Genomic DNA, 21467 nt, shown 5'->3' on the forward strand with positions numbered 1-21467 from the left:
TCAGATCGCGCCGGTCTCGCCGTCGGTCAGCTCGCGCAGGATGTCCGCGTGCCCGGCATGCCGGGCGGTCTCCTCGATCAGGTGCACCAGCACCCAGCGCAGCGACACCTCGCCGAGTTGCGGGTGCGGCACCACGTGGTCGAGGTCGAACCGCGCGGCGACCCGCCGGGATTCGTCGCAGGCCGCCTCGTACGCGGCGGCGAGCGTCTCGACCGTGTCGCCGGGGCGCAGCGCGAAGCTGGCGTCGGCGTCGGCCTGGGAGGTGAGGTAGACGTCGCCCGGCTCCGGGGCGAACAGGCGGCGGAACCAGTTCCCCTCGACCACCGTCAGGTGCTTGAGCAGCCCGGCCAGGGTGGTCAGCGAGGGCACCAGACGCCGGCTGGCGTCGGCGTCGGTCAGGCCGCGAACCTTGCGCAGCACGGTGCTCCGGTGGAAGTCGAGGAACGCGTCGAGGATCGCCCGTTCGCCGCCCGTACGGGCGAGGACCGGACCGAGAGTCGGATCGATCGTCGGGTGCGCCATCCCCGGACCCTAGTACGCACGGTGCCCGGTTCGCTGCCCCGCGTGATCCCCTGCGCGGGCGGGCCGGCCGGGGCAGGATGGGCGCATGGCTTCCACGGTGCAGATCCCCCTGGTGGGCGGCGCGGCCGACGGCGAGACCGTCACCGTCGAGCTGGACAGCAACGGCCGTCCCCCGCTGACCCACCACCACCTCGGGTCCAACGGGCTCGCGGAGGCACAGATCTACGAGCTGGAGTCGGACGACCAGCCGGGCCGGGAGTGGGTCTACGCCTGGCGTGGCCCGGCGGTCTGACGACCCGGCTCACACCGCCGGGGTCAGGGACCGGGCCCGGATGCTGTCCAGCACGCTGCGGGTCACCTGCGAGGTGCCCCGCGCCTGCTCGCAGACCTCCGCCACCCGGCGCGCGGTCTCGTCGGCCCGCGCCGCCCGCTCGTCCCACAGCCGGTCCACCTCGGCCAGCAGCGGGCCCTCGACCTCCCGTTCCACGCCGCGCAGCGCCGGCACGCCGAGCCGCTGGGCCAGGTCGAAGACCTTTCCGGCGTACGGCAGCGGCAGGAACGGCGTGCCCATCATGGCCGCGAAGATCAGGAAGTGCAGGCGCATGCCGACCGCGAGGTCGAAGTGGCGCATCAACCCGAGGATCTGCGCCGGACGGTAGTCGCCGTGCAGGATCCGGCCCCGGTCGGCGGCGGTCATGTGCGACAGCACGCCGTGCGAGTGCCGGATGTCGTCGCGTTCCATCGGCACGAACAGCACGTGCGCGTCGATCCGGTGCACCAGGAAGTCACCGATCTGGGCGAGCAGGCGGTGGTAGCCGTCCACGTCGAGCCGTTCGGCCGCCCGGCCCGGCTCGCGCACGCTCAGCCCGACCAGCCGGGAGTTGGCCGGCACGCCCTCCTCACGCAGCCACTGCTCGGGGAACTCCTCCGGTTCCAGCAGGAACGCCGGGTCGGCGGTGACGGTGATGGGATTGATCAGACCGGCCTCCTCCAGCACCATCCGCGACTCCTGGTCCCGGACGGTCACCTCGACCGCCTGCGCGAGCGTCTCGCGCACCATGCCGCTGTCGAGCGTGTCGCTGAGCGGGCCGACACCCACCGCGTACGTGAGCAGCGGCAGCCCGCGTTCCTGGGCGACCCGGACCACCCGCAGGTAGCGCCGGGCCTCCTTGTCGTAGAGGATCCCGCCGCCGCCGAGGATGAGCAGGTCGAGCTGGTTGAGCACCGGGGACGAGTCGACGCGGCTGACGCCCTCCCACGGCACCGCCTCGACCTCGGGGTGGGCCAGCGCGGTGTGCGCGGGGTTGCGGGAGAAGACGATGATCCGGGCGTTCGGCTCGTGTCGGCGCAGATCGTCCAGGAGACCCGTGAGGATCGCCTCGTCGCCGAGGTTGCGACCGCCGTAGGAGCCGAGCACGCCGATGGTCAGTCCGGTGCGTTCCCTCATCCGTTGCTCCTTCCCAGGGGCGTCCGCGCCAGCGTTCCCGCTGGCCGCCCCGGGTTAACGCACGGCGAGGAGACTCAACGGGTGGCGTCGCCGACCAGACGGGAGACGAGGTCGGAGACCACCTGATCGGTGTCGAACCCGGCGTCGATCGAGGTGGTGAGCAGGTCGAGCAGGAGCCCGTCGACGGCGTAGTGCAGCAGCGCCACCTCGTACGCCCCGCCCGGTAGTCCGGCGGCGAGGTGGTGGGCGACGTCGTCGGCGTACCCCCGGCGCAGCACGCCGCCGAGCGCGGACCGCAACTCGGGGCGGCGGGCGGCCTCCAGCCGCAGTTCGAACAGCGCCCGGGTGAGGCCCGGCTCGCGGGTGGTGCGCGCGACGATGTCGCGCAGGTAGTCGGTCATCAGCGCGAGCGACGGCGCACGGCGGCCGAGGTCGGCCAGCACGGCCGGGTCGGGCGCGATCCGGTCGAAGATCCGTTCGGCCAGGCCGGCCAGCAGCGCCGCGCGGGACGGGAAGTAGTTCGAGGTGGTGCCGGTGGGCACGCCCGCCTCGGCGTCGACCGCCCGGTGGGTCAGCCCGCGCGCGCCGGCGTCGGCGAGCACCCGCAGACCGGCGTCGGCGAGCAGGGTACGGCGTTCCGGGTTCCTGGCCACGCGAACACAGTAGCAACAACCACGACAGGTGTTGTAGATTCGCCACTGAACCACGACAGCCGTCGTGGATCACCTCGGACATCGGAGCCGGTTTGCGCAAGCTCGTGTATTTCGTCGCCAGCACCCTCGACGGCTTCATCGCCGCGCCCGACGGGTCGTTCGACTTCCTCCCGCTGACGCCCGACCTGGCGCCCCACCTGGTGGCCGAGTGGCCCCAGACGCTGCCCACGTTCGCCCACGCCCAGCTCGGCATCGACTCCCCGCCCGCCGGCCGCTTCGACACCGTGCTGATGGGCCGGGGCAGCTACGAGCCCGGCCTGAAGATCGGCGTGACAAGCCCGTACGCCCACCTGGAGCAGTACGTGTTCAGCCGCTCCCTGCCCCCTGCCGACTACCCGGACGTGAACGTCGTCGCCGGTGACCCGGTGGCCTTCGTCCGTGAGCTGAAGACACAACCCGGGCGCGACATCTGGCTCTGCGGCGGCGGGCAGCTCGCCGGTCAGCTCCTCGACGAGATCGACGAGCTGGTGGTCAAGCTCAACCCGGTGGTCGTCGGCAGCGGCATCAAGCTCGTCGACAGCGGCTTCGATCCGCGCCGGCTCACGCTCACCTCGGCGCGCCCGTTCGACGCCGGCGTGGTCGTCCTGCACTACACGCGCAACGAGTAACCCGGTTGCCCCGGACGGCGGGCGGCACGCACCGTGGAACGGTGACGAAGACTCGGCTGCACTGGCACGAACTGCCCGGGGACGTACGCGACGGCGTCGAGGGCGTCCTCGGCGACCGGGTGGTGGCGGCGCACTCGCAGCCGGGCGGCTTCTCCCCCGGCACCGCCGACCGCGTCCGTACCGCAGGTGGTGGCCGGGCCTTCGTCAAGGCGGTCAGCCCGGCGCAGAACGACCGCAGTCCCCACCTGCACCGCGCCGAGGCCCGGATCGCCGCCGCCCTGCCCCCGGACGCGCCCGCGCCCCGGCTGCTCGGCAGCTACGACGACGGCCACTGGATCGCGCTCGTCTTCACCGACGTCGAGGGCCGGCACCCGGCCACGCCGTGGCGTACCGGTGAGCTGGCCGCCGTGCTGTCCACGCTGGAGACGATGGCGGCGACGCTCACCCCGGCGCCCGCCGCCGCCGGAACCACCACCGCCGCCGAACACCTCGCGTACGACTTCGGCGGCTGGCGGCGCCTCGCCGCCGACCCGCCGGCCGACCTCGACCCGTGGGCCCGGTCCCACCTGCCCGAGCTGTGCGCCGCCGCCGACCGGGGCCTGGCCGCGCTCGCCGGTGACACGCTCTGCCACGTCGACGTCCGCGCGGACAACCTGCTGCTCGGCCCGGACGGATCGGTCACCGTGGTCGACTGGCCGTGGGCCTGTCGCGGGCCGGCCTGGCTGGACACCCTGTTCACCGTCGTCAACGTCCAGGTGTACGGCGGACACGACCCGGACGCGCTGCTCGCCGCCCGACCGCTGACCGCGAATGTCGACCCGACCGACCTGACGGGTGTGCTGGCCGGCCTCACGGGGTTCTTCCTGGACGGCGCCCGCCAGCCCCCACCCCCCGGCATCCCCACGGTACGAGCGTTCCAGCGCCAACAGGGCGAGGCTCTCCTCCCTTGGCTGACCCACCGCCTGACCCCCTGACCCGCCCCGCGCGGAGTGCCGCCGTCGATCTTGGAGTTGTGGCGCCTCACAAGGCTCACCAAAGCGACATCCCAGGCGCCACAACTCCAAGATCAGCGAAGCACCGAGGCGCGGGTGAGGGTGCCGAGTGGGTCGGCGAACAACGGGGTGAAGCCCCGTTCGGCGGCGCCGATCAAGGTGGCGTCGTAGCCGAGCGCGGACACCCGCAGGCGGGCCTTGTCGCGGGAGATGGGCAGCACGTTGGCGGCGATCCGGCTGCGGACGTGGTCGGCGCAGACCGGAAAGACCTCGCTGAGCGTGCCCCCGAAGATCACCACGCCGGGGTTGAACAGATTGATCACGTTCGCCACGCCGATGCCCAGCCAGTCACCGATGTGCCGCACCGCGTCCCGGGCCGCCGGCTCGCCCCGCGCGGCGGCGGCCACCACGGCCCGTACCGCCTCGCGCCCCTTCTCCCCCGCCGGGCGGCCGGCGGCGTCGAGCAGTGCCCGCTCGCCGACCTCGGCCTCCAGGCACCCGCGCGAGCCGCAGCCGCAGGGCCGCCCCTGGTACGGGTTCACGAGCATGTGCCCGACCTCGGAGGCGTACCCGCCGTCGCCGTCGAGCAGCTCACCGCCGACGATGATCCCGCCGCCGACGCCCACGTCACCGTGCAGGTAGACGACGTTCTGCACGCCGACTCCGGCGCCCCGCTGGTGCTCCGCCAGCGCGCCCAGGTGCGCCTCGTTGCCGACCAGGACCGGCAGGCCCAGGTCGAGCCGCCGGGCCAGCTCGGCACCGAACGCCTGGTCGACCCAGCCCATGTCCGGTCCGAAGCGGACCATCCCGTCACCCGGCCGGATCATGCCGCAGTACGAGGCGCCCACGCCCACGCACACCGACCCGGCCGGCGCGGCGTGGTGCAGGGCCCGCCCGAAGTCGGCGAGCACCGAGACGACGGAGTCGAGGTCGGCCCCGGCCCGTGGCCGTTCCGCCTCCAGGCGGGCCGACACCACGCCGCCGAGCCCGACGCGGGCGGCCACGAGCCGGTCCACGGCGATGTCGAAGGCGAGCACGTAGAAGGTGTCCGAGGCCGGGCGGACCACAAGCGAGGGTCGCCCCGCCCGTCCGCTGCCGCCGGCCGCCACCTCCCGGACCAGACCGGCCGACGCCAGTTCCGCGGTGAGCGCCATGACCGTGCTGCGGTTGACGCCCATCCACTCGGCCAGCTCGACGCGGGTGACCGGGCCGGTCAGGTGGACGCGCCGGAGCAGCGCGCCGAGGTTGGCTCTGCGGCCGTCCCCCTGCGCATGCCGGTCCGCGACCAGGCCCTTCCGCATCGACCACTCCGTCAGACGGCGACTGGCTTGTGACCCGAGAATAGTTGCCGCGCATCGACGGGTGCCAGCGCCCGCCTCCGGGGACGGCTGCCTCAACCATCGCGGGCCCGACCGGCGCGCCGCGGGCAGCGGTGACGAAGCGGGTGCCTCCCTCGGCCGGGGAGGCACCCGTGCGCCGCCGGGTTACTCCGCTTCGCGGACCGGGCTCTGCGGCACCACCATCACCGGCCGGTGGGCACGGTGCAGGGTGGCCATGGCGACGCTGCCGAGCAGGATCTTGCGCATCGCCGTCCGTCCGCGCGAGCCGACCACCACCGCGCTCGCCTTGTGCTCGGTGGCGACGGCGGAGAGCGCCTCGGCCACCGCGCGTCCCTGGGCGCCGCGTCCGGCGCTGACCCGCACGACGGTGACCGAACCGCCGGCCGTCTCCGGGGTGGGCGTCTCCCCCTCGTCGCCGTCGACGGCGACCAGGACGACGTCCCGTTCGGGGAAGAGGCGCCGGGTGGAGTCGAGCGCCGCCTCGGCGCCGGCGGAGGCGTCCCAGCCGACCACCACCGGGCCGGCGGCGAGCGCGTCGTGCTCGTCGGTGAGCAGCGGGTGCGGCACCACCAGGACGGGCCGCGGGCTGTAGTGCACGGCCATGTCCGAGACGCTGCCGAGCACGGCCCGGGCGCCGCCCAGACCGCGCGAGCCGAGCAGCAGCACGTCGGCCTGCTTCTCGTCGGCCAGCTCGGCGAGCCGGAGCCCCTCACCGCCGTAGCTGCGGCACACGAGCGGCTCGGCGTCCCAGCCGGCGGCGCGGGCCAGCATCACGCCGACGGAGGTGAGCCGGTCGGCCTCCCGGCCGCCCTCGCGCTCGATCGCCTCCACGAACGCGTTGATGTTGCGCTTGCCGGTCCAGAGCCGCTTGCGCAGTTCCTCGCTGGCGAACGGAGGCGTCCACAGATGCCCGATCCACGCGTGCGCGCCGGGGAACAGCAACGCGCCCGCCTCGATGGCGGCGCTCGCGGCCGGAGACCCGTCGTAACCCACCATCACTTGCCTGCCGTGCACGTCGCTCACCGCACCGAACCTCTCCTGCCGACGACATCTCACAAGATCGTATCCGCGGTCCGACCGGGTCCGCGCCGGATCATCCGCCACGAACCCATCGGTACGCTGGGCGGATGAGCACCCCGGACCTGTCGTACCTGCTCGACCACACCAGTCACGTGCTGCGCACCCGGGTGGCGGCGGCCCTGGCCGAGATCGGGCTGACCGCGCGGATGCACTGCGTGCTCGCGCACGCGCTGCCCGAGGAGCGTACGCAGATCCAGCTCGCCGAGATGGGCGACATGGACAAGACGACGATGGTGGTGACGGTGGACGCGCTGGAGCAGGCCGGGCTGGCCGAGCGGCGGCCGTCGCGTACCGACCGGCGGGCCCGGATCATCGCGGTCACCGAGGAGGGCGCCCGGGTGGCCGCGCGCAGCCAGGAGATCGTCGACCGGGTGCACGCCGAGGCGCTGGCGAGCCTGCCGGAGGACGAGCGGGCGGTCTTCCTGCGCGCGCTGGAGCGCCTGGCCGCCGGCCACCTGGCCACGCCGGTACAGAGCCCGAAACCGGCCCGCCGAGCTCGCCAATAGTCCCTCAATAGATTGTCCGTAACGGAACTATCCGCTACGGTCCCTCCTGTCGCACCTCTCGACAGGAGGACTCCATGTCCGCTCCCCGCTCGCGGCGGCTCGCCCTCGGCGTGCTCGCCACCAGCGCCCTGATGACCATCCTCGACGGCAGCATCGTCACCGTGGCGATGCCGGCCATCCAGCGCGACCTGCGCTTCTCCCCGGCCGGCCTGAGCTGGGTGGTGAACGCGTACCTGATCGCGTTCGGCAGCCTGCTCCTGCTCGCCGGCCGCCTGGGCGACCTGGTCGGACGCCGGGCGATGTTCCTCGGCGGCACCGCGCTGTTCACCGCCGCCTCGGTGCTGGCCGGGGTGGCGGCGAACAGCGCCACGCTCGTCGCGGCCCGCTTCCTCCAGGGTGTCGGCAGCGCGGCGGCGGTCGCGGTGAGCCTCGGCATCCTGGTCACGCTCTTTCCCGACGCCGCCGAGCGGGGCCGGGCGATCGCCGTGTTCGCCTTCACCGGCGCGGCCGGGGCGGCCATCGGCCAGGTCGCCGGCGGCCTGCTCACCGACGCGCTGGGCTGGCACTGGATCTTCCTGATCAACCTGCCGATCGGCCTGGCCACGATCGCGCTCGCGGTCCGTACGCTGCCCGCCGACCGGGGCCTCGGCCTGGCCGCCGGGGCCGACGTGGCGGGCGCGCTGCTGGTCACCGCCGGACTGGTGCTCGGCATCTACACGGTGGTCACGATCGAGCGGTACGGGGCGACGTCGGCGCGCACGCTCGGCCTCGGCGCGCTCGCCGTCGCGCTGGTCGCCGGGTTCGTCGTCCGGCAGGCGACCGCACGCCGCCCGCTCATGCCGCTGCGGATCCTGCGCTCGCGCGGCGTGGCGGTGGCGAACGTGGTCCAGATCCTCACCGTGGCGTCGACGTTCGCGTTCCAGGTGCTCGTCACGCTCTACCTCCAGCAGGTGCTCGGCTACGACGCCACAGGCACCGGGCTGGCCCTGCTCCCGGCGGCAGTCGTCATCGGCGCGGTGTCGCTGGGCGTCTCCGCCCGGCTCAACGCCCGGTTCGGCGAGCGGGCGGTGCTGCTGGCCGGGCTCGTCCTGCTCGTCGCCATGTTCGTGCTGCTGGCCCGCGTACCGGTGGACGGCCGCTACCTGCCCGACGTGCTCCCGGTGATGCTGCTCGCCGGCGGGTTCGGGCTGGTGCTGCCGGCGCTGACCGCGCTCGGCATGTCCGCCGCCCGCCCCGACGACGCCGGTCTCGCCTCCGGGCTGTTCAACACCACCCAGCAGCTCGGCATGGCGTTCGGCGTAGCGGTGCTGTCCACGCTGGCCGCCGCCCGTACCGCGGACCGCCTCGCGCTCGGCGACGACCGGGCCGCCGCGCTGACCAGCGGATTCCACCTGGCGTTCGCGATCGGCGCCGGGCTGCTCGTGGTCGCCGTCGGGCTCGCGTACGCGCTGCTGCGCCCGCGCACGACGGCGGGCGCGGACGCTCCGGCGCTGGTGGGCTGAGTCAGCCCGGGGCGCGCGCCGGATGGGTGAGGAACGGCAGCACCGCCGCCGGCAGCGCGGGCGAGGTCAGCACGTCGTAGTGGGTCAGCCCGGGCAGCACCGCCAGCCGGGACGCGGGGCGGCCGGTTCCGTCGCCGCCCGCGTCCCGGTGGCCGCCGCCGAGCAGGCCGAAGAACTCCGCCGCGTGGCTCACCGGGATCTCGTCCGCGTCGGCGAAGACCAGCAGCACCGGCATCGGCAGCGCGGCCACCTCGGCGGACCAGTCGTAGTCCCGCCGCAGCAGCTCGCCGCCGCGGGCCCAGAGCGCCTGCCAGTCCTGCGGGCGGGGCGCCACCCGCGCGTACCGCTCGTGGAGCGGGGTGCCGCGCATCCGTTGCGCGACGCGCTCGTCGTGGGCGGACATCGCGGCGAGCGTCTCCGGGTACCAGCCGCGCCGCCGGAACGGCGTGGAGACCAGCACCAGGCGCCGGACCAGGTCGGGGTGCTGAATCGCGGTACGCAGGGCCACCCCGCCGCCGAGGGAGTAGCCGAGCACGTCGGCCCGGGGCAGGCCGAGGTGACGCAGCAGCCCGGCGACGTCGTCGGCCATCGACTCGTACCGCAGCGGCCGGTCCACGTCGGCGGTGCGGCCGTGGCCCTGCAGGTCGACGGCGATCAGCCGCCGGCGCGTGGCCAGCGCCGGGCGGACCGGCGCGAACGTCTCCGTCGAGCCGTACTCGCCGTGCAGCAGGACCAACGGTTTGCCGGCCCCGTGCTCCTCGTACCAGATCCGCAGCCCGCCGACGTCCGCATAGCTCACCCGCCGATCGTCGCGCCGCCGATGCCGCGGCGGGCGTGTTTACCGTCGCCGCTCAGCTCGACGCGCGGGGGCGGGCGCGCAGGTGGGCGCGTTCGCCCTGGCTGCCGAAGAGGCTGAGGAACTCCACCCCCTCGCTGTCGGCACGCCCGAACCAGTGCGGTACGCGGGTGTCGAACTCGGCCGCCTCACCGGGGACCATCACCAGGTCGTGCTCGCCGAGCACGAGCCGCAGCCGCCCGTTGAGCACGTAGACCCACTCGTACCCCTCGTGGGTCTTCGGTTCGGGCTCGGACCGGCCGCCGGCCGGGATGATCAGCTTGTACGCCTGGATGCCGCCGGCGCGGCGGGTGAGCGGCAGCATGGTCATCCCGAACGCGGCGACCGGCCGCAGGTGGACGCGAGGGTCGCCGGTGGGCGGGGCGCCGACCAGCTCGTCCAGCGTCACGCCGTGCGCGCGGGCGAGCGGGAGCAGCAGTTCGAGGGTGGGCTTGCGGCCGCCGGACTCCAGCCGGGACAGCGTGCTCACCGAGATGCCGGTGGTGGCGGAGAGGTCGGTGAGCGTGGTCTCCCGCTCACGCCGCAGCGCGCGCAGCCGGGGACCGACCGCGTCGAGGGCCTGGTCGAGGTCGACATCCATGCCCCCAGTTTGCCACATCAGCAAGAGAGTTTGCGGTTCTGCGCTTCCCCGCCGCAGTCTGGTCGCGGAGGTGGTCACGATGACCGAGCTACGTGAGGACTACGAGGTACTGGTGATCGGCGGCGGCGCGGCCGGGCTGAGCGGCGCGCTGATGCTGGCCCGGGCACGCCGGTCGGTGCTCGTGGTGGACGGCGGCGAACCGCGCAACGCGCCCGCCGACGGCGTGCACGCGCTGCTGGGCCACGACGGCGTACCGCCGGCCGAACTGCTGGCGCGCGGCCGGGACGAGGTCCGCGGCTACGGCGGGCACCTGGCCGAGGGCCGGGTCGAGGCGGTACGCCGCGACGGCGACGGTTTCGAGGTGACGCTCGCCGACGGCCGGCGGGTACGCGCCGGTCATGTGCTCGTCGCCACCGGCCTGGTCGACGAGCTGCCCGAGGTGCCCGGCCTGCGCGAGCGCTGGGGCCGGGACCTGGTGCACTGCCCGTACTGCCACGGCTGGGAGGTGCGGGACCGGCCGATCGGGGTGATCGGCAGCGGCCCGATGTCGGTGCACCAGACGCTGCTGTTCCGGCAGTGGAGCGACGACGTGGTCTACCTGCGGCACACCGCGCCGCCGCTGACCGACGAGCAGGCCGAGCAGCTCGCCGCCCGCGGCGTGCCGGTGGTCGAGGGCGAGGTCGCGGCCGTCGAGACGGCCGGGGACCGGGTGACCGGGGTACGCCTGCGCGACGGCCGCACCGTCGACCGGGAGGTGCTGACCGTCGCGCCCCGGATGGTCGCGCGCACCGGGTTCCTGGCCGGACTGGGACTGCGGCCGCAACCGCACCCCAGCGGGATGGGCGAGTACCTGCCGGCCGACGAGTCGGGGCGTACCGAGGTGCCCGGGGTGTGGGTCGCGGGCAACGTGACCGACCTGTCGGCGCAGGTCGGGGCCGCTGCCGCGGCTGGTGCCCGGACCGCGGCGATGATCAACGCGGAACTGGTGAACGAGGAGACCCGCCGGGCGGTCGAGGCGCGGCGTGACGCGCGAGGGTGGGTGACCACGAATCCCCTCTAACCTGACAATTCTTCCCCTAGGTTGAGTCGGAGAGGGCAGTCGGAACCTGGGGGGCGACGTGAAGAGCTATCCGGCGATCGAGGATCACGGGCTCATCGGCGACCTTCAGACCGCGGCGCTGGTGACCTGTGACGGGACGATCGACTGGTTCTGCGCGCCGCGCTTCGACTCGCCCAGCGTCTTCTGCGCGTTGCTGGACAAGGACAAGGGCGGCTTCTTCCAGATCGCCCCGCACGACGTCCGGTACGTCACGAAGCAGCTCTACCTCCCCGGCACGCCGATCCTGATCACCCGGTTCATCAGCGCGGACGGCGTCGCCGAGGTGATGGACTTCATGCCGGTGACCGGCGAGCGGGTCACCGACTCGCACCGCATCGTGCGCATGGTCAACATGGTGCGCGGCAGCATGCGGTTCCGGGTGGAGTGCCGGCCGCGCTTCGACTTCGCCCGGGAGAGCCACGAGCTGGAGCGGCACCGCAACGGTTACCTGTTCCGGAGCCGGTCGGCGACGCTCGCCTTCAACCCGATCGATCCGGTGCGGCAGCTCTGGGCCAAGACCGGCGAGATCCGCATGGAGGACGGCGACCTGATCGCCTACGGCACGTTGCAGGAGGGCGACACCGGCGGGGTGGTCCTGGAGACCGGCATCGACGAGCCCAGGATCATTCCGCCGGAAGAGGTCCAGGGCATGTTCGAGTGGACCCGGGACTACTGGCGGCGCTGGGTCGAGCGCTCCCGCTACACCGGGCGCTGGCGGGAGATGGTCGAGCGCTCGGCCATCACGCTCAAGCTCATGACGTACGCGCCGACCGGCGCGATGATCGCCGCGCCGACCGCCGCGCTGCCCGAGCTGGTCGGCGGCTCCCGCAACTGGGACTACCGCTACACCTGGGTACGCGACACCTCGTTCTCCGTGCACGCGCTGCTCGGCCTCGGGTTCACCGAGGAGGTCAGCCGGTACATGGACTGGCTGGACGAGCGCATCCGCGAGGCCGGCGACCACCAGGACCCACTGAAGATCATGTACCGGGTGGACGGGTCCTCGGACCTGCACGAGGAGGTGCTCGACCACCTGGAGGGCTACCGCGGCTCCCGTCCGGTGCGGATCGGCAACGGCGCCGCCGACCAGCTCCAGCTCGACATCCACGGCGAGGCGCTCTACGCCATGCACCTCGCCGACGAGCAGGGCATCCGGGTGTCGCACCAGGTGTGGAAGAGCACCGTGCGGCTGATCGACTGGCTCTGCCACAACTGGGACCAGCGCGACGCCGGCATCTGGGAGAGCCGCCACCACCCCCGCAACTACACGTTCGGCCGGGTGATGTCGTGGGTGGCGCTGGACCGCGCCATCCGGCTGGCCACCCGCACCGGCCGGCCCGGCGACATGCACTGCTGGACCGAACAACGCAACCGGATCTACAACCAGGTCATGGCCCGCGGTTTCCACCGGGAACGCGGCAGCTTCGTGCAGGCGTACGACGAGAACGTGCTCGACGCCGCCCTCCTCTACATGCCGGCGGTCGGCTTCGTCACGCCCACCGACCCGCTGTGGCTGTCCACCCTCGAGTCGATCGAGCGGGACCTGGTCTCGGACAGCCTGGTCCACCGGTACGACCCGGTCCACTCCCCCGACGGGCTCCCCGGTCACGAGGGCACGTTCAACATGTGCACGTTCTGGTACGTCGAGGCGCTGGCCCGCTCCGGCCGGCTGGACGACGCCCGGCTCACCCTGGAGAAGATGTTCACCTTCAGCAACCACCTCGGGCTCTACGCCGAGGAGATCGCCTCCACCGGTGAGCAGATCGGCAACTATCCGCAGGCGTTCAGCCACCTCGCCCTGATCAACTCGGCGCTGGCGGTGAACGACCTGCTCGACGCCGAGGCCTCCGCCCGCCTCCGCCGGTAACTCCGGTGATCTCCGGCCCGGAGCCGGGTACTGTTTGCCGCATGAGGTTCTTCGCCGCTGTCATGAAGCCCTGGTCCCTCCGCTGACGGCGGCAGGGTGACCGGCTTCTTCTGACGTACCAGCTCTGCTCCGCCGTCCCGGCGTTCCCGCCGGGCGGTGTCCTCGCGCTGCCCGGCTCCACGACGAGCCGAAGAGCGGACTGTGCACAACCTCGACAACATTCCTTCCTTCCCATCCACCTCGGGCGGTTCGCTGCCCGCCGGGCACCGGGCGCACGTGCGGGCCGACGGCGTCCGCGTCGTACTCGGCGGCCGGGTCGTGCTGTCCGACGTCAGCGTGACCGTCTCCGCCGGTTCCCGCCTGGCGGTCGTCGGCGAGAACGGCCGTGGCAAGACCACCCTGCTGCACGTGCTGGCCGGCCTCATCGCTCCCGACCAGGGCGTGGTGGAACGGCTGGGCACGATCGGCGTCGCCCGGCAGAACCTGGAGTCGCGCCACGGCGAGACGGTGGGCACGCTCGTCCGGGAGGCGATCCGGGAGTCCGAACGCGCGCTGCGGGCGTTCGACGAGGCCGCGATCGCGCTCACCGAGGGCCGGGCGGGCGCGGACGACGCGTACGCCGCTGCCCTGGACGCGGCGACCCGGCTGGACGCCTGGGACGCGCAGCGGCGCGTCGACGTGGCGCTGGCCGGCCTCGACGCCTGCCCGGACCGGGACCGGGAGCTGGCCACGCTGTCCGTCGGCCAGCGCTACCGGGTCCGGCTGGCATGCCTGCTGGGAGCGCGGGTGGACCTGCTGATGCTGGACGAGCCGACCAACCACCTCGACGCGGACAGCCTGGCCTTCCTCACCGCCCGGCTACGCGACCACCCGGGCGGCGTCGTGCTGGTGACCCACGACCGCGCCCTGCTGCGGGACGTCGCCACGGAGTTCCTGGACCTCGACCCCAGCGCGGACGGGCGCCCGCGCCGCTACGCCGGGGACTACGCCGCCTGGCAGGACGGGCGCCGCCGCGACTTCGCGCACTGGGTACGCGACCACGAGGCGCAGCAGGCCGAGCACCAGCGGCTGGCCGACGGGGTACGGGAGGCGCAGGACCGCCTCAGCACCGGCTGGCGGCCGGAGAAGGGACACGGCAAGCACCAGCGCCAGTCCCGCGCGCCCGGACTGGTCCAGGCGCTGCGCCGCCGGCAGGAGGCGCTCGACGCGCACCGCGTCACCGTGCCGGAGCCACCGCAGCCGCTGCGCTGGCCACCGCTGGACACCCGTCCCGGACTGCCGATCCTGCGCTGCCACGACGTGACGGTGGCCGGGCGCCTGCGTACCCGGGTCACGCTCACGCTCGACGGCGGGGACCGCCTGCTGGTGACCGGACCCAACGGCGCGGGCAAGTCGACGCTGCTCTCCGTGCTGGCCGGTGACCTCATGCCGTCGACCGGGGAGGTCCGGCACCTGTCCGGGGCGCGCGTCGCGTACCTCGGTCAGGAGGTGCCCGACTGGCCACCGGCGCTGCTCGCCCACGACCTGTACGAGCAGCACGTGGGCCGGTTGCGCTCCGCCGGGCGCGTCGGCTCCGGCACGGCCCTGCCGCTGAGCGCGACGAACCTGCTCGACGCCGAGGCCCGGCGTACCCCCGTCGGCCGGATGTCGCACGGACAGCAACGGCGGCTGAACCTGGCGCTGCGCCTGGCCGAACGTCCCGACCTGCTGATCCTCGACGAACCCACCAACCACCTGTCGGCGCCGCTGGTCGACGACCTCACCGCCGCCCTGCTGACGACGAGGGCCGCGGTGGTGGTCGCCACCCACGACCGGCAGATGCTCCACGACCTGGCGGCGTGGCCCACGCTGTCGCTCACCGCCCCGGCGGCGCCAGGCCGTTCTGTCACGGAGGGTGATGCCCGGCCGGAAGACTGAGTGCTTCGAGCGATATGACTGAGAGGTATATTTATGCCTCTCAGTCATATCGACTTCTCGTCACCTATTCCCCACCGGGCTGGGCGCGCTGGCTACCGTGGATGTCCGGGGCAGTCGGCGAAGGAGCGGCGGGATGTCTGTCGACGGAGCGGGCGCCGGCCCCGTCAGCCGCCCCTCGCGCTACGAGGAGGTCGTCCTCGGCCTGCTACGGGGCGAGGGGGCGACCGTGCTGACAGCCGGTCTCTGGCTGCTCGTCACGTCCCTGTTCACCGCGCTGTTCCTGACCTTCGTCGGGTGGCAGGTGTGGGAGAACCGCATGCTGGAGACCAGGGGGCAGATCGCCGAGGCCGAGGTGGTACGCGCCAACTACGAGGGGCGCGGCAAGTCCCTGAACGTCGTCTACGTCTCGGGTCCGGTGGGCACGACAGCGATCCTGGAGAACCCGGCGCGCCGGCCGGCCGCCGGCGACGTGATAGCGGTCCGGTACGACCCCCGGCACCCCACCCACCTGCGGGAAGCGGACGCGCCGATCTGGCGGTGGCCGGACTTCCTGGTGACCGTGCCGCCCGCGGTGGCGGGCTGCCTCGTCGTACCGGCCGAGTGGATGCGGTTCCGGCGGCGGCTGCGGGAGCGGCGACTCTGAGCAGTCATCACCCCTGCGGACCGGCCTCCCGGGTCCACCCGACGAAGCGGCGGTGCAGCGCGCCGGCAGGCGCCCAGGGCATGTCCTCGGAGGCTTGCACGAGGTAGGCGCCGAGATACAGAGCCAGTGACACCGGCGCGCCGGCGTACTCCGCCCGCAGCTCACGCCTGCGAGTGCGCGCACCCTCCAGGAACCGCGCGGTGATCGCCCGCGCCTGCCGACTCGTCGCCCATTCCGCCTGCCAGCACGGGTACGGCGTGAGCCGTGCCCACCACGCCCGGCACCCGGCACACATGCCGTCGAGTCCCCGCACGTGTACCGCGAGGATCATCTCCTCCGGCCCGCCGATCACTCGTCACCCGCCTGTGGCCAGTGACCACGATTGATCGGGAGCCGATGCCGCGAATGACAGGGCAGGTCGGCTCCGCACCGGCAAACCCGTCGCCACCGCCGCCAGCACCACACCGGCCGATGCCGCCGGGCGAACGTCAACGCGGCGGCCGACAGGTAAGCGTCGTACGAGACGCGGCGTTCCCGCGAGGCGTCGCCGTCCGGGGACCGTTGCCCGCCTCGCGCCTGATCCAGCAAACGACGTCTGGCGATCTCCTGCTCCATCGCCTGGATGCGCTCGCCGAAGCCGGACACCGTCGACGGCGGAAGGTACCGACCGACGAGCCGTCGCAGGAGCCCAATGGTCACCGTCATCTGTCCGGCCCTCCGTGGTGAGGGCACGGAGGACACCTGCTGATGTGCCTTTCCGCGCCCGGTGGAGATCCAGCGTCACGCCGAGCGCGTCCACGATCCAGGAGGTGACTGTCCGCTAACCAGGTGTGCTGTCCGCTGTCGATCGGCGGGCGGGGGCGTACTCGACGCACAGGTCACGCAACATCGCGGCCTCCGGCACGCCCGACTGCTCCACCTTCGCGAGCAGTTCCGCGGCTCGCCACCAGTTCGACGGCACCACCCGCCCGGACGCCACCGCCTGCGCCCCGAGCGCAACCGCCTCATCCGGCTGGTCGGCGGCGACCAGGGCAAGTCCGAGGTCGAGACGCGCCGACGCGGAACGGCGAGGACGCGCTCCCCCATCACCGTGCGGGTCCAGATCGGTCAGTACCGCCCGCGCCACCTGCTCGGCAGCCGGGTCACCGGCCCACGCCAACGTCGTGGCCATATAGGCGGCGGCCTTCGCGGGGTCGTAGCGGTAGTGATGCTCGGCCCGTTCCGGAACGGGCAGATTCGCCGTCAACCGCTCCACCCGCTCCAGCGCTCGCCGGGTGGCGGCCACATCACCGATCCGCGCCCACGCGCGAGCTTCCTGGGCAGTCGCCTGAATCCTGGCCGAGCTGCCTTTCGGCGCGACCCGCTGTGCTTGATGAGACAGATCGAGTGCCGTCCGGTAGTCACCTTGCGTCAACACGTCCCAGGCCCGGGTCTCCAGACACCACGCCTGGATCTCCGCATGCTCGGCGTGTTCGGCAAGCTCACGAGCAGCACGCAGATGGGCAGCCGCCGCACCGCGCTGCCGCAGGTCGATGTGAACGGTGGCCCGCAGCACCGCCAACCAACCGCCCGCAACCAACAGCCGACGCTGCTGAGCAAGCGTGACCCGTCCGTCCAGCAGCCGCACCACATAGGCCAGATGTCGCCGCACCAGCGGCAACAGATCCGCCGGCGCCATAGTCGGATAGGAGCTGGCGAGGTCGTCGACGCCCTGCTCGATCCGTTCGAGCACCTCACCGCTGACATCACTGGCGGCAACCCTCGCCCGCAACTCGCCCGCCTCGGCCGCATGGTCGATCGGCGCATCGACCAGCCGAGCAAGCACACCTCCGGCGTCGAGAATCCGGTCCAAGTGGCGCGCCGTGTCGACAGTCGGAGCCTTGAGCCCTGCTTCCAGCTCGTGCAGATGGCTCTTGCTTCGATGGGCGAGCTGCCCGAGGGACCGAAGCGACAGACCACGCCGCTCCCGAAACTCGCGCAGAGCTGCCCCGAAGCGCGGATCGACGGAGGAAGCCATAGCCCAGCTCCAAGCTCAAGAGGCCCGGCGAACTCACCCGGCCGCCATTCTGTCGACCGTACCCCGAAACGCCGCTCGTCGATGACCTACGGGCCATGCACCAACGGTGACACCACTGCGACACAGCGCTATCGTGTCGCTCATGGCCGCTCCGACACGGCCCTGGGCGCCCTCGATAACGGGATGCGCATGAACCAGGACGACTTCGCACGCGCGCTGGAGGTCGTCACCGGCCTGCCCATCTCACTGCTCGGCTTCGCCGCGGTGCCCGGTGGGCACGTGGCCGACGACCAACAGGGTGGCCACGACCTGACCTCGCCCGTGTCGAACCTGGCCACGCCGACGCCGGCTGCCGAGCCCAGCACGGCGCACAGGTCATACGAGGGCGTGTGGCTCAGCCGCTACCAGTACTACTCCAGCGGACGGGAGGAGTCCTTCGCCGGACAGCACTTCGTCGTCCTGCTGCAGCACGGCGACAGGCTGACCGCGCGCAGCCTGCCCGGGTCGGCGTCCTCATCTCTGTCGCTGGACCTGACCGTGGACGGGGCCGTTGTCACCGGCACCTGGGTGGAGCAGACCGATCCGGCCGGCTACTACCGAGGCGCCCGCTATCACGGAGCGATCCAGCTCCGCGCCGAGCCGACGGGCCGGCGGATGGCCGGAAAGTGGGTCGGGTTCGGCAAGGACATGGATGTGAACACCGGCCCGTGGGAGCTCGTCTTCCGCGACGCGTCGACCTCCAAGGCGACGCTGGACCGGTACAACACCTCAGCGACATAGCGCCGTGGCCTTGTTCTGGCGCCGACTACTCTGCACTCGGGGTACGACACGGCACGGCGTCCGGATCCGGCGAAACGCCCGGTGCCCACGACACAACAGGAGAGCGCTGTGACAGTCCGCGCCACGGGCCACCCACTGACCCGGCTGGAAGCCGCCCAGGCGCAGGCGGAGCACGTACTCGGCCCCCGGGAGGCGAAGCGGATCGCGACGTTCGGCAACGGCGGCCTGTACGTCCGGGCCGGCACCGGGGCGCAGGCCTTGGCCTGGCTCGTCGACTTCACGGTGTTCCTGTTCGGTGTCGGGGCGGGCGTCGTCGCCCTGTCCCTGGTGGACCGCGCGGTCACCCTGTCCGACAACTTCGCCGCCGGGGCGAGCCTCTCGTTGCTCGTGGTGGTGCCGCTGCTCTACGGCCTCTGCTACGGCAACGGCCGGGCGCTCGGCGCGCTGCTCACCGGCACCCAACTCGTCAGGGCCAAGGACGGCGGCCGGGTCGGCCTCAAGGCGTGCTGGGCCATGCTGGTCCGGACGCTGTTGATGCCGGTGCTGGTCGTCGTGCTGGTGGTGACCGCGTTCAGTACTGGATCCTCAGACGCGCCCGGTTCGCTCGTGCGGACCACCATCGATCCGGGTGCCACCCGGCGGCTCCACGACGCGGGCATTCGCTGACCCGTCGCGCAATCGCGTCCCCATGGGCGGACACGGCCCCACGTACCGCCTAGCCTCTCGGGGATGGAGCGACTGCGCGACCTTGCCGTCCGGCTGGCGATGGACGAGCCGGTCGGCGACGACCTGGCGATGGCGGCCGCGCACGCTCTGGCCCGTGGTGTCGACTCGCCGAGCCTGCGTGAGCTCGCCGGTCTGTCGAAGGGCCAGTCCCGGGAAGCCGTCGACCTGTTCCGGCAGGCGATGGAGGAACTCGGCTCGCCGGTCCCGGACGAGAGCGGCGCCCGGCTGCACCTCATGCGTGCGGCAGCGGCGAGCATCATCGCCGGAGAGGGCGACCCCGAGGACCTGGCGCACGAGATCTACTGGCAGTCGGCCTACTTTCCCTCTGAGGAGCTGCGCGAGGTGGGCTACCGCTTCCTGTACCTGTACGCCGATTGCGGCGCAGCGCCGGATCAGACGGAGGAGGCGGTGGCAGCCATGAAGGACGCGGCGCGGTCGTTCCTGCACGACCATCTATCACCTCCTCGTCCGTCAACTCGGGCTGGTTGAAGAACATCAGGGTGATGACGTCCGGGCAGCGCAGGATCCGCAGCCCGAAGGGTACGGCTCCAAGCCTGATCTCCAGCCATCCGCCGCTCGCCGGGCCTCTTGCTATCGGCGTTGCTGTCACCCCAAGAGCGATGTGCCCCTGACGCCAGATCAGCTTGTGTATGGTCCGCCGAGTGATCATCAAGAGGGCCAACCGCCGGCGAGGGTCGACGTCTCGATGGCCGCTGTTCGCACCGGCCGTCGCGGTCGGCCTACTGGTGCTCGGGTTGACGCTCAACGCCGTAACAGTCCTCTATGACCTCACGCACTGGGACGTCGTGTACCACGTGTCGCCGGAGGAGGCAGCGAACCGGAACGGGCTTGCCGACCTGGGGGCCGAGGTCGTCGGCCGGCTGACGGTGGTCCTGTCCGGTCTCGCTATGGCCGGCCTGCTCCTGTCGCTGGTGGGTCTCGTGCGAGGCAGAGCGTGGGCACATACGATGACCTGCATCCTGACCATTCCAATGGCCCTCTGCTGCGGCCAGGCGTTCATCGCAAATCGGGGCTCGTTCGCCGGAAGCCCTGACAACCCGAACGCGCCTCAGCACACCTCGGCACCGAGCGGGATCCGCCTCGCTGACTCGCTGGGGCCACCGTTACTCGTGGGAGCAGCGATCGTCGTCCTGATTCTGCTGTTCCTACCTGCCATCTACCGGCGGTTCCACCCGACGAAAACGACGTAGTAAGAGCGTTTCCGCTTGATCAACAGCGGCGCAGCCACCAGGGGTCGTGACCGGGCGTTTGAGGATCGTGATGGGTACGCCTCAACAATGCGTCGTCCAGGCGGTCGACAACTACCTGAAGCTCTCGCCCGGCATGGCTTGGCAGCGAGACGATTGCCTCTTCCAAGCGCAGTCGTGCCCAGGCTTCGCCACAGCAGGAACAGGCGAACTCCGCTTCCCACGGCTTCCACCGATGCCGGCTGCCGTACGCATGCGCGCCCCAGATCCTGATGGCGGCGGCCACCGTGCCCGGGAGCCACCGCCGCCCTTCCACCAGACGGATGGCAGCGTTCGCGGGACCGGAGAGTCCAGGAACATCCCGATAACGGGCCCACGGGCTTCGCGTGATGCGCACGCGGCGGCGAAGTGATCGGGGCTGCGGCTGCCTACGAGGCACTGCCCCTTCGGTGGAGAATCACACCTCAGATCCTCGCATGAAGGTCAACAGGGCGCAGGTCGGTCGCCCCGAACCCCTCGACGTCAGGAATGGCGGGGTCGCGCAGTTCCATAACGAGGACCAGTGCCCTGCCCCACGATGCATCGTCCAGTTCCACAGCCCCGGAGGGTACGGCTCCGAGCCTGATCTCCGGCGGCTCATTCGTTGTCGAGGCGCCCTGGAACCAGCCTTGACCGGCTGCCTCACAGTGGGGGCAGGCATCTCACCCAGGGAGGTCGAAGTGCGCTGGCTCATCGTTCTGATCATCATCGCGGCGGCCGTCGCTGCGGTCGCACTGTGGCGCCATAGCCGGAAGACACCAGTCGACGGCGGCCAGGTGCGTGACCTCCAGGCATCCGCCGTGGCCCGCCGCAGGCTCGACGACCATCGGAACCGGACGGACGGCGGCAACACCGGCAGCGGTGGCGTCGGTGGCTGGAGCGCCTGACCTCATTGCAGGTCGTCAACGGGCTACTCGTGCTGTCACCGCACCGGCGGTTTGGCTGGCGTGAGCGGCGGGTGCGGCCGGTTCGGAGCTGCGAGCTGTCGCTTGCTCTCCCGTGTCGTCCGCCGCTAAGGCGTGTTT

Annotated in this window: 24 protein-coding genes and 1 pseudogene; 14 read left to right on the plus strand and 11 right to left on the minus strand. The window is 72.2% G+C overall.

Translation table 11 applies throughout. The features are described from left to right. Complete coding sequence (locus DQE82_RS11065; RefSeq protein ID WP_104113050.1) at positions 1–522, minus strand: DinB family protein; 522 nt, start codon at positions 520–522, stop codon at positions 1–3. Positions 523–607: 85 nt separating this feature from the next. On the opposite strand from DQE82_RS11065, the gene DQE82_RS11070 reads away from it, so the two are divergent. After that, positions 608–814, plus strand: a complete 207-nt coding sequence (locus DQE82_RS11070) for a hypothetical protein (protein WP_113972597.1) — start codon at positions 608–610, stop codon at positions 812–814. A gap of 9 nt (positions 815–823) precedes the next feature. Here DQE82_RS11070 and DQE82_RS11075 read toward each other — a convergent pair whose 3' ends face one another. Then, entirely contained in the window at positions 824–1969 is a 1146-nt protein-coding gene (locus DQE82_RS11075) for a polysaccharide pyruvyl transferase family protein (protein ID WP_064448255.1), read from the minus strand. 74 nt (positions 1970–2043) lie between these two features. After that, entirely contained in the window at positions 2044–2622 is a 579-nt protein-coding gene (locus DQE82_RS11080) for a TetR/AcrR family transcriptional regulator (RefSeq protein ID WP_113972598.1), read from the minus strand. A 92-nt stretch (positions 2623–2714) separates the two neighbouring features. Between DQE82_RS11080 and DQE82_RS11085 the strand changes: the two genes are divergently transcribed. Both DQE82_RS11085 and DQE82_RS11090 read left to right on the plus strand, forming a co-directional pair. Then, positions 2715–3290: a dihydrofolate reductase family protein gene (locus DQE82_RS11085; protein ID WP_113972599.1), complete on the plus strand. Its 576-nt coding sequence runs from the start codon at positions 2715–2717 to the stop codon at positions 3288–3290. A 41-nt stretch (positions 3291–3331) separates the two neighbouring features. Further along, on the plus strand, positions 3332–4264 hold the full coding sequence (locus tag DQE82_RS11090; RefSeq protein ID WP_113972600.1) for a phosphotransferase: 933 nt from the start codon (positions 3332–3334) through the stop codon (positions 4262–4264). 92 nt (positions 4265–4356) lie between these two features. On the opposite strand, the gene DQE82_RS11095 is transcribed toward DQE82_RS11090, so the two are convergent. Next, on the minus strand, positions 4357–5583 hold the full coding sequence (locus DQE82_RS11095) for an ROK family transcriptional regulator (RefSeq protein ID WP_113972601.1): 1227 nt from the start codon (positions 5581–5583) through the stop codon (positions 4357–4359). A 183-nt stretch (positions 5584–5766) separates the two neighbouring features. Next, entirely contained in the window at positions 5767–6618 is an 852-nt protein-coding gene (locus DQE82_RS11100; RefSeq protein WP_370446792.1) for a universal stress protein, read from the minus strand. Positions 6619–6749: 131 nt separating this feature from the next. Here DQE82_RS11100 and DQE82_RS11105 point away from each other — a divergent pair, with 131 nt between their 5' ends. Further along, a complete protein-coding gene (locus DQE82_RS11105; protein ID WP_113972603.1) occupies positions 6750–7208 on the plus strand; it encodes a MarR family winged helix-turn-helix transcriptional regulator in 459 nt (152 codons plus the stop codon). A 74-nt stretch (positions 7209–7282) separates the two neighbouring features. Next, a complete protein-coding gene (locus DQE82_RS11110) occupies positions 7283–8710 on the plus strand; it encodes an MFS transporter (protein ID WP_113972604.1) in 1428 nt (475 codons plus the stop codon). 1 nt (position 8711) lies between these two features. On the opposite strand, the gene DQE82_RS11115 is transcribed toward DQE82_RS11110, so the two are convergent. Continuing rightward, the gene (locus DQE82_RS11115) at positions 8712–9509 is read right to left on the minus strand and encodes an alpha/beta fold hydrolase (RefSeq protein ID WP_043329232.1); all 798 of its coding nucleotides are present in this window, start codon (positions 9507–9509) and stop codon (positions 8712–8714) included. 52 nt (positions 9510–9561) lie between these two features. After that, the gene (locus DQE82_RS11120; protein WP_113972605.1) at positions 9562–10146 is read right to left on the minus strand and encodes a helix-turn-helix domain-containing protein; all 585 of its coding nucleotides are present in this window, start codon (positions 10144–10146) and stop codon (positions 9562–9564) included. A 79-nt stretch (positions 10147–10225) separates the two neighbouring features. On the opposite strand from DQE82_RS11120, the gene DQE82_RS11125 reads away from it, so the two are divergent. From DQE82_RS11125 to DQE82_RS11140, 4 genes are all read left to right on the plus strand, one after another. After that, a complete protein-coding gene (locus tag DQE82_RS11125) occupies positions 10226–11206 on the plus strand; it encodes an NAD(P)/FAD-dependent oxidoreductase (protein WP_064448319.1) in 981 nt (326 codons plus the stop codon). Positions 11207–11264: 58 nt separating this feature from the next. Beyond that, positions 11265–13112, plus strand: a complete 1848-nt coding sequence (locus DQE82_RS11130; protein ID WP_043329230.1) for a glycoside hydrolase family 15 protein — start codon at positions 11265–11267, stop codon at positions 13110–13112. A gap of 201 nt (positions 13113–13313) precedes the next feature. After that, positions 13314–15029, plus strand: coding sequence for an ABC-F family ATP-binding cassette domain-containing protein (locus tag DQE82_RS11135; RefSeq protein WP_233514642.1), 1716 nt, complete (start codon positions 13314–13316; stop codon positions 15027–15029). A gap of 133 nt (positions 15030–15162) precedes the next feature. Next, positions 15163–15672 (plus strand): DUF3592 domain-containing protein, encoded by a 510-nt coding sequence (locus tag DQE82_RS11140; RefSeq protein ID WP_113972606.1) that lies wholly within the window; start codon positions 15163–15165, stop codon positions 15670–15672. A gap of 7 nt (positions 15673–15679) precedes the next feature. Here DQE82_RS11140 and DQE82_RS11145 read toward each other — a convergent pair whose 3' ends face one another. The 3 genes and pseudogenes from DQE82_RS11145 to DQE82_RS11155 all read right to left on the minus strand — a co-directional run bounded on the left by DQE82_RS11145 (position 15680) and on the right by DQE82_RS11155 (position 17689). Beyond that, positions 15680–15862, minus strand: a complete 183-nt coding sequence (locus DQE82_RS11145) for a hypothetical protein (RefSeq protein WP_245255597.1) — start codon at positions 15860–15862, stop codon at positions 15680–15682. Continuing rightward, a pseudogene (locus DQE82_RS31450) lies at positions 15848–16225 on the minus strand (hypothetical protein); the annotation flags it as partial. The pseudogene DQE82_RS31450 and the gene DQE82_RS11145, both read right to left, overlap by 15 nt. Positions 16226–16492: 267 nt before the next feature. After that, the gene (locus DQE82_RS11155) at positions 16493–17689 is read right to left on the minus strand and encodes a helix-turn-helix domain-containing protein (protein ID WP_113972608.1); all 1197 of its coding nucleotides are present in this window, start codon (positions 17687–17689) and stop codon (positions 16493–16495) included. 183 nt (positions 17690–17872) lie between these two features. On the opposite strand from DQE82_RS11155, the gene DQE82_RS11160 reads away from it, so the two are divergent. The 4 genes from DQE82_RS11160 to DQE82_RS11175 all read left to right on the plus strand — a co-directional run bounded on the left by DQE82_RS11160 (position 17873) and on the right by DQE82_RS11175 (position 20406). Continuing rightward, positions 17873–18469: an XRE family transcriptional regulator gene (locus tag DQE82_RS11160; RefSeq protein WP_113972609.1), complete on the plus strand. Its 597-nt coding sequence runs from the start codon at positions 17873–17875 to the stop codon at positions 18467–18469. Positions 18470–18577: 108 nt separating this feature from the next. Continuing rightward, complete coding sequence (locus DQE82_RS11165; protein WP_233514643.1) at positions 18578–19135, plus strand: hypothetical protein; 558 nt, start codon at positions 18578–18580, stop codon at positions 19133–19135. A 63-nt stretch (positions 19136–19198) separates the two neighbouring features. Then, positions 19199–19684, plus strand: coding sequence for a hypothetical protein (locus DQE82_RS11170; protein ID WP_113972610.1), 486 nt, complete (start codon positions 19199–19201; stop codon positions 19682–19684). 173 nt (positions 19685–19857) lie between these two features. Then, a complete protein-coding gene (locus tag DQE82_RS11175) occupies positions 19858–20406 on the plus strand; it encodes a hypothetical protein (RefSeq protein WP_147265135.1) in 549 nt (182 codons plus the stop codon). A gap of 461 nt (positions 20407–20867) precedes the next feature. Here the strand turns inward: DQE82_RS11175 and DQE82_RS31315 are convergent, their stop codons facing one another. Then, positions 20868–20999, minus strand: a complete 132-nt coding sequence (locus DQE82_RS31315) for a hypothetical protein (RefSeq protein ID WP_255423671.1) — start codon at positions 20997–20999, stop codon at positions 20868–20870. Between the two features lie 123 nt (positions 21000–21122). Here DQE82_RS31315 and DQE82_RS11180 point away from each other — a divergent pair, with 123 nt between their 5' ends. Further along, positions 21123–21329 (plus strand): hypothetical protein, encoded by a 207-nt coding sequence (locus tag DQE82_RS11180; RefSeq protein ID WP_113972611.1) that lies wholly within the window; start codon positions 21123–21125, stop codon positions 21327–21329. Positions 21330–21467 lie beyond the last annotated feature (138 nt).

Origin of the sequence: Micromonospora sp. LHW51205, from assembly GCF_003315815.1 — a bacterium.
GTDB lineage: Bacteria > Actinomycetota > Actinomycetes > Mycobacteriales > Micromonosporaceae > Micromonospora > Micromonospora chalcea.